Here is a 15,245-nt window from a genome sequence, read left to right as displayed (position 1 = left end):
CTTCATTGTTCATAATAATAAGGTATATGGATCAAAATAATGAACAATCATATTTAGGAAAAGGATGGAGTTTTCCTCCTTCTTTCGATCAAAATAAGAAAGAAGTTGATATAGTACTGGGAGTAAAAGATATTGAACAAAGTTTGCAGATACTATTATCTACAAGACCAGGTGAACGTTTGTTACGGCCAAGTTTTGGGTGCAATTTGGATATTATGTTGTTTGAACCTGTTACCACAACTTTGATTACCCTGGTGAGAGATATGGTTAGAAAAGCAATTTTGTTTTACGAAGCAAGAATTGATGTAAACGAAATAGACATTAATACCGAAAATTTGAATGCAGGAATCATTTTGATAGATATAGATTATACTATTAGAAGTACAAATTCAAGATTCAATTTTGTCTATCCATTTTATCTAGAAGAAGCTATTGATATTTCAAGAATATGATTTGTAATAATAAATCCATACGAGACGGGACTAATCAATTAGAACGCCAATCCAGATTTTTGAAAGAAGGATATGTGTTGATTGATGAACGATCACAGTTAGATCTACTAGATTTTATGTATCGTTTTTCTATAGAGCTTACATATTATGATCTAAATAATCAAATTATAGGAGATTGGCAATCGATCTTAGAGGGAATCTCTGATATTAAAGATCTGACGACTCTAGAAAATCAAGATATACCTCCACATATTGGTTTGTTGATTGTGTTAACAGAGCTTTATACTTATGTTCAAAATGAAATCAATACAATTACTCAAAAACATTTAGACTACTACTATGAAGAAGTTCTAAAAATACAACCCAAAAAAGCCATTCCTGATCAAGTTCAATTGGTTTTAGATTTGGCAAAGAGTAACAGTTTTGATGAATTTTTGTTGAAAAAGAATACTACGTTTAATGCAGGGAAAGATATAGATGGAAACTCTTTGATATATGAGGCAGATAAAGAATCTGTGATTTCCAGAGCGCAAATTCAAAGTATTAAAACCATTTATTTAGATGAGGTAAAAAACAATACTGTTATACGAGTAGCGCCATTTGCAAATTCAAAAGATGGAATAGGAGAACCCTTAGACGAAAGCATTTCGTTCTGGCCATCATTTGGTGAATCTCAGAATAAGCTTGCTATTGAAAAGCGCACAATGACTGATGCGAGTATTGGATTTGCTATAAGCAGTTTTACCTTTCTATTAAAAGAAGGCGAGCGTGATATTACCTTGGATATTAATCTTTCGCCTGATTCGGATTTCTCAAATATTAATTCACTTAACAATAGTTTTACTATATACTACAGTGGTGAAAAAGGTTGGGAAGAACCAATATCATATGTTGCAGATATTTCCTTGTTAGAGAGGCGGTTAAAGTTGGAGATTAAAATAAATAATGATCAACCTGCTTTCACTTTTTACAATTCTGAAATACATGAAGAATCATATCCTACACAATCTCCATTGCTAAAGATATTTTTAAAGCCAGGTTCACCAGGGTACGATGCTTTAAAAGACCTGAAAGTAGATTCTGTTGACATTAATGTAGCTGTAAGCGGATTAAAAAACAATATACTCCAGAGTGATATTGGAGTTTTAAATCCGGAAAGTCCTTTTCTCCCCTTTGGTCCTCAACCTTTGGTGAATAGCAGTTTTTACATCGGAAATGCTGAAATTTTTAGGAAGAGACTTTCTTCATTAACCATAGAGTTATTATGGCACGATATACCAGATGCTCAATTTGTAAATCATTATTCACAATACGGTATTAGTGACGATTTTGGTAATAATAGTTTTATTTCAGATATATCTTTATTATTAAATAAGTCATGGGATAATTTGCTTAAGGTAAGAGAGCCTTTATTCAATTTGGATGATGCTAATCTTCCCAGAATTATTGAAGTAGAAGCAGCTCAATTTAATGTAAATATAGCTTATGAAGACGCTCCCTCTGTAGAAGATTTAGAACCCTATACTACTCAAGCAGAAAGAGGGTTTATAAAAATTGAGTTGTTAGATTTAAGGAATGTTGAACCATTTAAAGCTTTTGGACATAAGGAATTTCCACAATTATACACAGAACAGGCAATTGCTTTAGCAACATACGACCCTATAGAACCGGGTAATCCTCCCCAACCTGTTCTACCTAATCAACCCTATACACCAACAATAAAAGAACTTACTCTTGGTTACACTGCGAACAAGACTATTGTTACCAATGCTCAAAGCGAGTATGATAACCTATTTCAGATTGGACCATTTGGTTTTCGACAATTGGATGCTCAATTTCATAGAGAACTAGTACCAATATTTGAAGAAGAAGGAAGTTTAATTATAGGATTAGATAATTTTTCCCCTCCTCAAACACTTAATCTATTATTTGATATAGAAGAAGGAACAGCAAAACGATCTGTGATCCTTCCCCCAGAAAATATCTCCTGGAATTATCTTTCTCAAGAAACTTGGATTCCATTATCTCCACAAGAAATCTTGACTGACGGTACTTCTGGCTTTAAACAATCTGGAATTGTTTCTTTAGTTATTCCAAGAAATGCTACCAATACCGATAGTTTTCTATCAGGTAATTTATTCTGGATAAAAGCAACAATATCTGAAGCTGCCGAAGGAGCTAATAAACTTAAAAATATATATTCTAATGCAGTTAATGCTACATTGAAAATTGAAGATGAGAATTATGATGCTCATCTTAATGAACCTTTACCAGCAGAAAGTATTTCAAACTTATTAAACCGAGTAAAGGAAATAAAAAAAGTCGAACAACCTTTAAAATCTGTCGATGGTTTTCCTAATGAACCAACTCCTTCATATACAGCACGTGTAGCAGAAAGACTTAGGCATAAGAATAGATCTATTCAACTTTGGGATTATGAGCGTATGATTTTAGAAGCTTTCCCAAATATTTATAAAGTTAAATGTCTTGCTCATACCGATAGTAATTCGACTACCGAAGCAGGTTCTGTGACATTAATTGTAGTATCAAACCTTCGAAATAAAGACACTATCAACCCTTTTGAACCTAATACAAGTCAATTAACTTTAGATGAAATCAAAAGCTTTGTAGAACTCTATATTTCTCCTTTTGTAAAAGTTAATATAGAACTCCCTATATATGAAAGTATACTTGTAGATGCCAAAATAGGCTTTAATTCAGGTTTTGATCCAGGGTTTTATAGCAATCTGCTAAATGAAGAATTAAAGCAATTCTTATCGCCATGGGCATTTGTTGATGGAGTAGATATTGAAATTGGTGGGGCTATTTACAAATCTTCTATCCTTCAATTCATAGAGAGTAAAAATTACGTTGATTATGTGGTCGATTTCGAATTGTACCACAAACATTTAGGGGGATCAGAACCGGGATTGGGAGAATTAATTATTGAAGAAAATTTTGAGATATCGCCCGACATAATTTTAGGAATACAAGATATGACGATTAACTCCAATTTTATAATTGGCAGTGATGTGAATGTGGCTTGTGCAACAAGCCCACGTTCCATTTTAGTTTCGGCATTAGATCATCGAATACAACCATTAAGACCCGATGAGTATCAATGCTCAGGAGCTTCATCTTTAGGCATAGGATTTATGACCATAGATGTAGATTTTATTATCAATGATGAAAACAGTAGTAATTAATTAGTAAAGATCATGACACAGCGAAGTAGAACTTATCTTTTTGAAGGCCCTTTTTCTAATGGGGAACGGCCAGATCAAAATGCTTTTAATGATGTATGGGATTCGTTTATCAATTATGAAGATGATCCTATAAGTATTGAAGATAGTAATTATGTATTTGACAATGCGATACGAATAGGAAGTACAAATGATGATACCAACGGTACAATACGTTTTTTTGGAGGTGTTTTCGAATTTAGAGAAGGAAATAATTGGCGCCCGTTGGGAGATCCTGGTTCTGGAGGAGTATTTGCTCCGATTTCGAATGGCCCAAATGTGGCTTATAATGGCGGAAATGTTGGTATCGGAACAGGTGATGTTACACCTACAGATTATTTGTTTGAAGTGAGAATTGGTGTAAATAATGGCGTAACAAATCAAGTGAGGCTAGGAAGTGCAGTAATTCATGACAGATCAACTGGTACTTCGGCAGATCGTGCTCATTTTAGTCATTTTGAAAGAGCAAATGATACCGAATATGCGCTGCGACAGAGAGCCGATGGAGATGTAAATATTAATGCTCCTTTAACCGAAGTCATTCGGTTTACTCAAAATGGAAACCTGGTAAGAATGCAAATTGAAGACGACACAGGGAATGTTGTCATTGGAGGAACTGTGAGCAATACAAATCAGAATAATCATCCTAATGCCAACCTTTTTACGAATGGAGAAATAGTGATGGTAAATGGATCTGAAGTAATAAACATAAGAGAAGTATTAAATGAATTGGATTCCCGGGTAAGTGCGCTTGGGGGATAAAAATTACAAGATAACCTAATAAAGCAACCATGAATTCAGAAAACGCAATGAAATCGGTCGAACAAAAAAAAATTCACTTGTCCTTATCACTGGGATCAATTAATCAAATATTAGCAGCTTTAGGCTCTATGCCATATATACAGGTATATGAACTTATTCAAAATATAAAGGTTCAAACAGAATTAGCTCTCAATGATCATAAGGTACAGTCTGATAAAGAAATGAATGAATATGAACACAAAACAGCAAATTCTTAAATCTCCAATATTAAAAAAGGGAGAAGATTTTTCGTTTTTACGACAAGAGGGGATTCGACTTCTCCAGCAATATTCGGGAACCACCTGGACAGATCATAACATACATGATCCAGGGATCACCCTATTGGAAGCTTTTTGTTTTGCACTTACCGAACTTTCGCTAAAAGCTGACCTTGATATTAAAGATATTTTGGCTAGTAGCCAACAAAATTCTTCTAATGTACTATTTGGTGCTGAAGAAATTTTACCAGTTCATCCTACCACAATTAAAGATTATCGAAAAGTATTAATCGATACCGAAGGTGTTAGAAATGCTTGGTTTATTCCATTGTCTATTGGGGAGACTAATAATATTAATGGTTTGTATGATGTATTATTAGAATTGGATGAAGATGATACATTAGGTGATATTAATAGTAGTATCATCGAAAAAAATATTACTATCAATATCGGAAGTGGAGATCAAGATTTTACTATTGGTGTGTTTTTTCCTTTTTGGGACGAAGAAGGTGCAAATGCTTTTCAGGAAATATTTACTACTATAGATAATATTACCAGTCCGGGATCTGCCAGTATTATATTAACACCTCCTTCAGGAGAAGAAAATGATTACTCGGCAGAATTAGAAATAACCTATAATACTATTTCGACTACTTCATTTACTGTTATCATATCTGTAAACCCATCAATTGGTACAGATCCTATAGAAACTACTGCTGTCGAAAATGAAATTATTGCCCTTTTGTCTAATACCGGTAACGACTCCTTCATCGATTTATTTAACAGAAAAGTAGTAGCGGCCTCAACCATTGAAAATAGTATTTGGGAGAAATTGAGAGCTCATCGCAACTTAGGGGAAGATATACAAGATATAAAGGCCGTTAGAATTCAAGAGATTGGTATAGATGTTAGTATTGAAGTTTTGAAAACATTAAATCTCGAAAAATATCTGGCTTCGGTTTTATTTGAGCTTGAAAATTTCTTTAGACCTCCAATACTTTTTACATCTCTCAACGATTTAGAAACCAAAAAAATCTCTTACGAAAACATTTTTGAGGGGCCTTTATTAGCAAATGGTTTTCTGGACGATGCCGTACTCAATGACTTGTCGAGAGGAGTTGCTGATAGTCGAAATAGTACTGTATATATATCAGATTTAGTTAATCTTTTTATTAAAACTGCTCTAAAAAATTCTACAGCAATAACAAATATTATCGAAAATCAGGTGATTGCAATTTCTAATATTACTATTTCTAATTACCGAAACAACAAGATAGTAGAAGAAAAGGTTACTGATTGTTTGGTACTTGCAGAGTCAGAACTGGTTAAACCCAGATTCAGTTTTAATAAATCTAACATACAATTTTATAGTGGAAGAGTCGAATTAGACTACAATTACGATTTGGTGATTAGCTTATTAGATGAATTAAGAACAACGCTTCAAACTTCTAATACGATATCTAATCTTCCATCTATTCCGTCTGGTGAATCTTTAGCTACATTATCAGACTATTATTCTATTCAACATGAATTCCCTGCCGCCTTTGGTTTAGGAAAAAATGTATTATCTAATGCCTATTCAGAAGAACATAGAGCAAAAGTAGAACAGTTTAGGGCGTATCTAACGATAATCGATCAATTACTCGCGAGTTATTCAAATCAATTATATCATATTAATGATCTATTCTCCATAGATACCAATGTTACTAATACTTATTTTAAAAATCCACTATATGATATTCCTTACTATGAAAGATTACTCGTTGATTTTTTAAATAGCGGACAAAGTTGGGAAGATTTTAAAAATGACCTTTCAAATGATTATCAACAAGCTTTAGATGAGGTCTTCGAGTCTAATACTATTTTTCTAGATCGTAGAAACCGTTTCCTCGATCATTTAATGGCAAGATTTGGAGCTTCTTTAGAACATTATATTTCTTTCAGATATGAAGAAAACTCTTTGATGGTTGATAATTCATCACAACTTGATTTAAGACAACTTGAAATAGCTCATGACCTCATTTTAGATAAGATTAACTATTTGAGTGTATTCCCCGAGCAGAGTAAAAATCGGTTTATGGCTTTAAATTATAGTGAAGAGGCTTGGGATACAGGAAATACATCAGGATTATCTAAACGATTGCTTAGTGCGCTGGGTTTAAGAAACCTGAATAGAAGAACTTTACATAATGAAGTAGATAATTTCATACAGATTGTTCCTGACGGCCCTGATTTTATTTTTGAAATTATTGATAGTAATAGTGATGTGATATTACGGAGTGTGGGTAATTATCCCAATGCTTTAGATGCACAAAATGAAGCTAGAGAGACTATACGACAAGCTATTGATAGAGATCATTATTTTGTAGAACCCCAGGGTGTATCTCCTGTAACATATGTAATAGGATTTCAACCAGAATCCGGAAATTTACCGACCTATGTAGCGACTTCGTCTCTTCCTTCTACAAATGACGAATTTGCTGCAAGAACTAACATAAGACACATCATCAGAGAACTAAAAGAAATTGGAAGTGGAGTATATATTGTAGAACATATTCTTTTACGACCCAACGAGGGAGATACAATCGATTTAGAAATTCCGATAAATGAAACCAATAATGTTTCTAATCCATATTCTATGAGAATTAGTAGTATTCTTCCCTCTGGATTTGAAAGAGATTTTGCTGTAGAAATGGAACCAATACCTTCAATTCCTGCACAATTTCAAAATGAAAAATTTCGAAACCTTATCGTGAAACAGATTAATGAAGAAACTCCTGCTCATATACTGACAGGCATATACTGGCTAGATATCAATACCGGTGTTGAAAATGCAAATACACCTTCTCTAAACAATTTTACAGCTCGGTGGAGAGCATGGCTTGAAGCTAAAGAAGATGCGTCAACACCAATAAATGTCCTTAGCGATAGAAGGAGTGAATTAATTACAGTACTGAATGAAATTTATCAAATATCTGCATAAATGAAACCATACGATAACATAATAAGACAGTTGTTTTTTGATATTAATGTCAATGGGAATACTTCTTCCGTTTCATTAAGCGAAGATGTTACTCAATATTGCACAACAGAATTATGTAATGCTATCGAAAAAAAGATTCAGAAATATTACAGTGATGAATATGTATTCATTGATAGCTTAGAAATTGATTTAGGGAATATATCGTTTACAAACTGGGAAAACGTTTTGAAAGAAAGATTAGATTTTGCTTTACAGGAACAACTGAAAAAAAGCTTCTTATTACAAAAGGATTCCAAAACTATTTCTTCTTTTTCCACGAATACTTCACATAAACCTGAACATATTTTAGCAGATAAGATTAGTAGAATAGTAGGCACAAATAAGGTAGACAAACCTTCACAATTATCAAGAAAAAAAAATCATATAGATGTTCTTGAGAATGCTTTCATGTTCTATTTTGAAAAAGGATACTTTCCATGGTGGTTTGATTTGAATGTGTTACCACAAATTGGTAAGAAATATATACATCAATTAGATGTGAAAAAGACTAAAAAACTTGTCTCCATACTTCAAAAAACACCCAATACCCGCATACGGTTTCTAACTACTTTTCAGGATGAGGAAATAGCCTTTGTTTTAAGTACTATGGGAGTGTCAAAAGAGATACCTCTAGATCATTCACCACTATACAAAGTTTTTGAAAAAACTGTCTTTCAAAAGGATCAGGAAAAGGAATTTAGAATTGTATTTTGGGAGACTATTATTATACACCATGATCTCATTAATAAAACTGTAAAAAAACCTGAAATACAGTTTTTAAAATACTTATTTTCAAATACTTACTTTCAGAAAAAGAAATTTTTAAGAAGTTTCCGTTCAGATAAAATAGTCCACTTTTTCTTAAATGAAATACAAGGAATATGGCCTCAAGTTCCGATCTCAAAATTTAAAGAAGAAATAGCCTCAATTCTCTTAAAGGATAACGAAACTAAAAATGTGAAGATAGATTTGAGTTCAGCTCACTTTACCAATCCAAACACAAATAGAAATGTAAAAACTTCTGAACAGGAAAAAACTACTGATAATTTATATAGAGCTAACAGAGAAGAAGAATACTTAAGTGAAGAGAGAAAAGAGCAAAATAATATACCAGAATCAACTTTAAGAATAGAAGAGGAAGAAGGAGTATATGTACACTATGCCGGAATTACGCTTTTATATCCTTTTTTAGGATCTTTTTTTAAGAATCTGTCATTGTTAGAAAATAACAATTGGAAAACCGAGTCATCTGCCCAAAAGGCAATTCGACTTCTTGCATTTCTCAGTACAGGAAATATGGGGTACATAGAATATGAGTGTGTATTGTTCAAACATTTATGTGGTTTGCCATGGGATACGGTTATGGATCACAGAATAGAGCTCAACTCCTTTGAATTGAATGAGGCAAGAAGCTTACTAAAATCAGTTATTCAACATTGGGATGCACTTAAAAACACCTCTGTCGATGGTTTAAGAGAAGGATTTATCAATAGATCTGGCAAACTCCTAAAAACCGAAACAGGCTGGCAACTTTATGTGGAGCAAAAAGCTCAGGATATCTTGCTACAACATCTACCATGGGGAATTGGAATGGTAAAATTCCCTTGGATGAAAGAACTCTTACAAATCAACTGGATTTAAAATTTTACTCATAATTAAAACTTTATATATGAAACCGACACTAAAATTTATTAAAAATATTGTAATCATTCTTATCATGAGCTTTATGATGCCCTATCATTTTTTTGGGCAAGAAGACATTCCTTTTAGTCCGGGAACCGATGTTCTTGAAACAGCCAATACTTATGGTGTTGGTGATGCTGCATTTGATCTTACAATTACTCCTGGAGGGTTAGGTATAGGCAACATAGTAATTTGGACAAACGTAGATGCTACTACGCTCAATGGTAGCGGGCTCAAAATGGTAGTCGGAGGAGAGGATCCTTTTGTATCTCCGGATTTAGAAGTAACTGTAGATGGTACTGCAGAAATCCTTCATGTAGTTCCCGACCCAACAGTCACTCTAACTACAATTGTTGAAGATTCTTACACCATATTTTTGGAGTTTGAAAGCGGAGGCGACACTAGTGAAATTGAAGTGATTATACCCGTTCGTAAACCTGTTTCAGCAGCTTTTGTGTTAGATAGATCAGGGAGTATGGGGAATCCGCCACATGATGGAGTCGGAACTATCACAAGAATGGATATTCTTCAAACTGCAGCCAATTTATTTGTGAATAAATTAGATGCTTTTAAAGTTCCAGGGGATTCAGTTGCACTTACATATTTCGAAACCACAGTAGATACTCCTCCTCCTGGATTTGGAGCTTCTTTTACAGATATCGATGGAAATGCTTCTAATTTCACGAATGAAATCATAGCATTAACTCCAGGTGGGTGGACGGCAATGGGTGATGGTTTATTATCAGGAAAAAACAAACTTTCTACAACCGCAGCTCATAGTCGACAACTTATTTTTCTATTTACAGATGGAGAGCAGAACCGTGGAGATGAAGTTGTTGATGGTGGTCCAGATATAGGAGAAGAAACCGATAGCGGAGAATCTTTAAATAATAGTGATGATTCCATCCATATAATTACCATTGCTACTGGAGCAGCCGCAATGGGAGCTCCTGCAAGCCTTTTAGAGGAGATAGCCACAAAAAATACTCCTACGGGAGCTACCGCTCGTTTTTTCTTATTACAAGAAGAGGTTAATGCGGGAGGAGATGGAAGCGATTTTAATACTACAACAGGCATAGCAAATTTCTTTGACGCCGGATTCGAGAATATGCTAGAAGGGAATAGTCCTCAAACTGTCGGTGTTGAAAACGGTAGGGTTCCTAGAGTTATTGATTCTACTTCAGGTTCTTCAACTTCAGCACCTGTACATAATTTTGAAATTAATGACAATATCGATAAGATTCTTTTCGAACTCATCACGCCAGATCAGGAACCTTTTTTCACGGTAGAAAAAGATGGGGTATCGGTAACAGGTAGTTGTAATGATGAATCAGCAATTAAATACATCTTTGGTCCGAATAATGGGACTAATAGCCTTCTAGGTATTATTGACTTAAAAAAGTATGCTGGATGCGCTGCTTTGCCTCAAACATCTAAAGGAACTTGGACGGTAAGAGTACGATCAGGAACTGGAGGAGGAAAACCATATCAAATTAAAGCGCAGGTAGATGATCATCGTTTAGATTATGATTATAATATAGAAGCTGATGATTTCAAAGTAGGAGATCAATTGCGCATATTCACAGACCTCAGTTATAGAAAGAAACCTATTCAAGATGCCAATGTTTCAGTACTGGTTTTCAAACCTGGAGAAGATCTTGGCGATTTACTGGCTAGAGCTCAGGTAAAACTCGATGTTAATGATAGTGTAGATGTAGGATCTATAGGATATGAGAAATTATTAGCTCTTTTAGAACAAAATCCAGACTTGATAGATTCTTTAAACCTGGGAGAAAATGTAGTGAATCTCTCACATTCTGGGGATGGAAAATATGAAGGAACATTCTCAGATACCGATGTATCTGGAGTATATCAAACTATTGCTCAAATATCTGCATCTAATGACTCTATAGGAAAAATTAACCGTCTAACAAGACGTACTGTGTACTTAAGATTTGGAGATCCCGATCCTGATCCGAATGTATCTCCCCAGCAAGTCACTCAAATTGGAGATAATAAATTTCAATTACAATATACTCCAAAATATAAAGTGGGGAATAAGCAACGTTTTGTAGGACCAGGTTTTGCAAATGGAATTAGTATTAAAGGTAACGATGTCGCTAATGTGAATACAGTTGATAATGGAGATGGAAGTTATACTATAACTTTTGACGCAATTAATAGTAATAATGATCCAGATATATCTATAAGTGTCTCAGATGTAAAAGTTTATAAAGGGAGCGCTCTTGGTTTTGGGAAATCACAAGATTGTAATACCCTTTGCGAAGTTCAAAATTGGCTCGAGGATACATTTGGTATCCCTGGTTGGTTAGCATTTATTATAGCTTTGTTAATTCTGCTGATTCTCTGGATACTTAATAAAAAGTTCAAAAAACCTAAAAAATAAATTCAAATTTCAACTTAGTATTGAATAGATATGGCTATCACAAGTACATCACATGACTCTTCGACAACTTCTGCTGCTAATCAGCATCATAGAAGTGTAAAAGAGTCACGTGGTGTTGCTACTGTAGAAGCCGCAGATCATTCTAAATCTGAAAGCCAGACTAAGGCAGAGAGTACTACTTTTTTCCAACCAAAACTTCAGGTTAACAAAATCAATGATCCATTTGAAGTAGAAGCAGATCGTGTTGCTGATGAGGTAACACAATCTATTTATACTGGTGGAGAGGGATTTTCTCCTCCAGCGGCACCTCCTGCTTCTGGGGATGCGGGAACTAATATCCAGCGGTTAGCCTTTTTTCAGCGTAAACCAGCTTTTGAAAGTCCAACAGAATTGGATTTGAATACTGCTAGCAACCCAGAAGCAGAAGTACAACGATCAGCCACAGCAGAATCAATTACTACTACGCCTCCACCTCCAACTACTCATCATCAGGAAGAAGATATTGCAGAGACTGAAACTGGAGAGATTCAACGCAAAGTTAATCTGAGTGAAATGGCAGAAGGGCAGCATACAAATTCTGATTTTGAATCTAAATTACATGCCAGCAAAGGAGGAGGGACCTCAATGTCTCGAAAAACAAGAACACAAATGGAATCTGCCTTTGGAGCAGATTTTAGCAATGTGAGAATTCATACCGATTCTGATGCAGAAGGGATGAGTAATCAGGTGCAAGCACATGCATTTACTCATGGTCGCGATATTTATTTTAATAAAGGAACATATCAGCCAGAACAAAAAGAAGGTACAAGATTATTGGCTCATGAATTGACCCATGTAGTACAGCAGGGTGCAGCTACCAAAAATTCAGTACAACGAAGTGCCAACGTTCAGGTCAATCAAAGTGCCCCTGCTATGGTACAGAGAGGTGTGATCTCAAGAGCACGTAATTGGGCAGCAGACAAGGCAAATAATATTCCTGGATATTCAATGTTAACCGTTATTTTAGGATTTAACCCTATTAATGGACAAGATGTCCCTCGTAATGCTGCAAATATCTTTAGGGGCATCATGGGCTTTTTACCAGGAGGAAATATGATCTGGGAGGCACTTAACAACCATGGTATATTCGACAAAGTAGGAAATTGGATTGTACAACAACTGGATACTCTTGGAGATATTGGAGCTTCTATTGTAAGTGCTTTTAGAGAATTTGTTGGTTCTCTGGGGATAACAGATATAGCCAGATTGGGAAGTTTATGGCGTAGGGCGAAACGTATTTTTACATCGCCAATTACTATGCTAATTAACTTTGTTAAGGGATTAGTTTCAGATATTTTAGAATTCATCAAAGAAGCAATTCTTAGACCTTTAGCAAGTCTTGCAGAAGGGACAAATGGTTGGGATTTGCTTATTGCTGTTCTTGGTACAAATCCTATTACAGGAGATGCTGTTCCGCGAACGGCCGAGACTCTTATTGGTGGCTTTATGAAGTTAATCGGTCAGGAAGAAATTTGGGAAAATATCAAAAAAGGAAATGCTATTGCACGAGCCTGGGCATGGTTCCAGGGAGCTATGGGGCAATTAATTGCCTTGGTAACCAGTATTCCTACTCGATTTATAAACGCGTTAAAATCATTAACCATAGTAGACTTGGTAGTAGTACCCAGAGCCTTTGCCAAAATAGCATTAGTCTTCGCCACTTTTGTAGTAGATTTTGTTTCCTGGGCGGGAAATGCAATGTGGGAACTTTTGAAAATCATCTTTTCGGTGGTCGCCCCTGGAGCTATGCCATTCCTTGAACGAGCAGGAGGTGCTATTCAGTCTATTTTTGAGAACCCTATGGCCTTTTTAGGCAATTTGGTACAGGCCGGAAAAATGGGCTTTCAAATGTTTAAAGATAATATAGGTAGTATTTTAAGGGAGGTGCTAATCGATTGGTTGACGGGAACTTTGGCGGGTGCAGGTGTTTATATTCCGACAGGACTTGATTTTGTAGAGATTTTGAAGTTCGTATTATCCGTATTGGGTCTTACCTGGGAGAATATGAGGGCCAAATTAGTAGAGCATTTGGGTGAAGGGCCAGTTACGGTTCTTGAGGAAGGTTTTGAGCTGATCCAGTTATTGGTGACCGAAGGTCCTGCTGCAGCTTGGGAGAAAATTATGGAACATATTACGACACTCAAGGATACGGTGATTGGTGAAATCATCTCCTGGGTAACTCAGACAGTGGTCACAAAGGCGGTGGCAAAGTTGGTAAGTATGTTCATTCCTGGAGCCGGATTTATTCAAGCCATTCTGGCTATTTGGGGAGCTATTCAAGTATTTATTCAGCGTATTCAAAAAATTATTCAGGTAGGAGTCGCCTTTATGAACTCTATTGCCGATATCGTAGCAGGAAATCTGGTACCTGCAGCCACAAAGGTAGTCAACACCATGAAAGGAATCTTAGTGTTAGCAGTAAGCTTTTTGGCTGAGTTTGTAGGACTGGGTAAAATAGGAGAAGCTTTACAAAATATCCTTAAAAAGATTAGAGATCCTATCGATAAGGCACTTGATAAAATGATTTTATGGGTTAAAAATAAAGCGAAAAGTTTCTTAAAAGGTAAGGATGATGAGAAGCATGGTCAGATCATAACCAATGCTATAGCTAGTATGGAAGAGGGGGATGAGAAAAATTATGATGAAACTAGACAGCTTTTGGAAACAAAGGCTAGAGAGATAGAGCAAACATATCAAGGTGAACTTAAGGATAATATTAAGATAACTATTAGTTTTACAGAACCAGAAGCGGATAAGGAAGATAGTGATATTGATTTTACTGTAACAATAGCTCCTAATACAAGTAGAGGAAGAGGGTCAAAAGCGGCAAAAAATGATAAATTAATTAAAGATTATGAAAAAATCTTAACAGATCTTGGTTTGCCTCTTATCGAGGGGGTTACAAAACCTAAACCTTATAGAGAAGAGATGAGATCAGCAATTGCGAAGAAATATAAAGGAAATCTAGTAGGATTAAATAATGATGTTTTGAGATCTTCAGTAATCCCTAATAAATATAATAAGATAAGAGGGATGATTTTTGAGGTTTGGCTAATTGAAAATCAAGATGTATCAAGTCCGGGACCTATTTTTGTACATGAGGAATTAAAGAAAAGAAGAATGGCAGATGGTTTTAGGGGGAAGAGTCTTGTTGATGCAAAATCTAGATTTGAAGGAGTGAAGCCTAGTACAAGTGATAAGAAACAAATGGAAGATTATAATACTATTATTAATGAAAATATTGTTGCAATTGAAGGGTCAAATGCTGAAGAAAAAGGCCCTTTTGATGATGTAATATATATATTTAACAGTAAAGATTTAATCCCCTTATGGGATCCGGTTTTGGAACAAAAATTGTCTGGAAATTACAAAACAGAATAA

The 15,245-nt window shown here is 35.1% G+C and carries 8 protein-coding genes; all 8 read left to right on the top strand.

The features are described from left to right. The first annotated feature begins 26 nt into the window (after positions 1-26). The 8 genes from DK442_RS00615 to DK442_RS00580 are packed head-to-tail and all read left to right on the top strand — an operon-like array spanning position 27 to position 15,245. Positions 27-452, top strand: coding sequence for a GPW/gp25 family protein (locus tag DK442_RS00615; protein WP_109433906.1), 426 nt, complete (start codon positions 27-29; stop codon positions 450-452). Then, positions 449-3,658, top strand: a complete 3,210-nt coding sequence (locus DK442_RS00610; protein ID WP_109433905.1) for a baseplate J/gp47 family protein — start codon at positions 449-451, stop codon at positions 3,656-3,658. Before DK442_RS00615 ends, DK442_RS00610 begins: the two co-directional genes overlap by 4 nt. Before the next feature lie 12 nt (positions 3,659-3,670). Then, positions 3,671-4,456, top strand: a complete 786-nt coding sequence (locus tag DK442_RS00605) for a hypothetical protein (RefSeq protein WP_109433904.1) — start codon at positions 3,671-3,673, stop codon at positions 4,454-4,456. A gap of 29 nt (positions 4,457-4,485) precedes the next feature. After that, on the top strand, positions 4,486-4,713 hold the full coding sequence (locus DK442_RS00600; RefSeq protein WP_109433903.1) for a hypothetical protein: 228 nt from the start codon (positions 4,486-4,488) through the stop codon (positions 4,711-4,713). Further along, the gene (locus DK442_RS00595) at positions 4,688-7,696 is read left to right on the top strand and encodes a hypothetical protein (RefSeq protein WP_109433902.1); all 3,009 of its coding nucleotides are present in this window, start codon (positions 4,688-4,690) and stop codon (positions 7,694-7,696) included. Before DK442_RS00600 ends, DK442_RS00595 begins: the two co-directional genes overlap by 26 nt. Then, complete coding sequence (locus tag DK442_RS00590) at positions 7,697-9,376, top strand: contractile injection system tape measure protein (RefSeq protein WP_109433901.1); 1,680 nt, start codon at positions 7,697-7,699, stop codon at positions 9,374-9,376. Between the two features lie 28 nt (positions 9,377-9,404). Then, positions 9,405-11,825 carry a VWA domain-containing protein gene (locus DK442_RS00585; protein WP_109433900.1) on the top strand — a complete coding sequence of 807 codons (2,421 nt, stop codon included), beginning with the start codon at positions 9,405-9,407 and terminating at the stop codon, positions 11,823-11,825. Between the two features lie 30 nt (positions 11,826-11,855). Beyond that, positions 11,856-15,245, top strand: a complete 3,390-nt coding sequence (locus DK442_RS00580; RefSeq protein ID WP_200825069.1) for a DUF4157 domain-containing protein — start codon at positions 11,856-11,858, stop codon at positions 15,243-15,245.

It is taken from the genome of Aquimarina sp. AU119, from assembly GCF_900312735.1.
GTDB lineage: Bacteria > Bacteroidota > Bacteroidia > Flavobacteriales > Flavobacteriaceae > Aquimarina > Aquimarina algiphila.
The sequence above is the reverse complement of the archived record's forward strand: the minus strand, read 5'-3'. Positions and strand labels throughout refer to the sequence as shown.

What these genes read in the sequence shown, in the direction of transcription:
- DK442_RS00615 (WP_109433906.1), top strand. Translation starts at nt 27, where the DNA reads ATGGATCAAAATAATGAACAATCATATTTAGGAAAAGGATGGAGTTTT.
- DK442_RS00610 (WP_109433905.1), top strand. Translation starts at nt 449, where the DNA reads ATGATTTGTAATAATAAATCCATACGAGACGGGACTAATCAATTAGAA.
- DK442_RS00605 (WP_109433904.1), top strand. Translation starts at nt 3,671, where the DNA reads ATGACACAGCGAAGTAGAACTTATCTTTTTGAAGGCCCTTTTTCTAAT.
- DK442_RS00600 (WP_109433903.1), top strand. Translation starts at nt 4,486, where the DNA reads ATGAATTCAGAAAACGCAATGAAATCGGTCGAACAAAAAAAAATTCAC.
- DK442_RS00595 (WP_109433902.1), top strand. Translation starts at nt 4,688, where the DNA reads ATGAACACAAAACAGCAAATTCTTAAATCTCCAATATTAAAAAAGGGA.
- DK442_RS00590 (WP_109433901.1), top strand. Translation starts at nt 7,697, where the DNA reads ATGAAACCATACGATAACATAATAAGACAGTTGTTTTTTGATATTAAT.
- DK442_RS00585 (WP_109433900.1), top strand. Translation starts at nt 9,405, where the DNA reads ATGAAACCGACACTAAAATTTATTAAAAATATTGTAATCATTCTTATC.
- DK442_RS00580 (WP_200825069.1), top strand. Translation starts at nt 11,856, where the DNA reads ATGGCTATCACAAGTACATCACATGACTCTTCGACAACTTCTGCTGCT.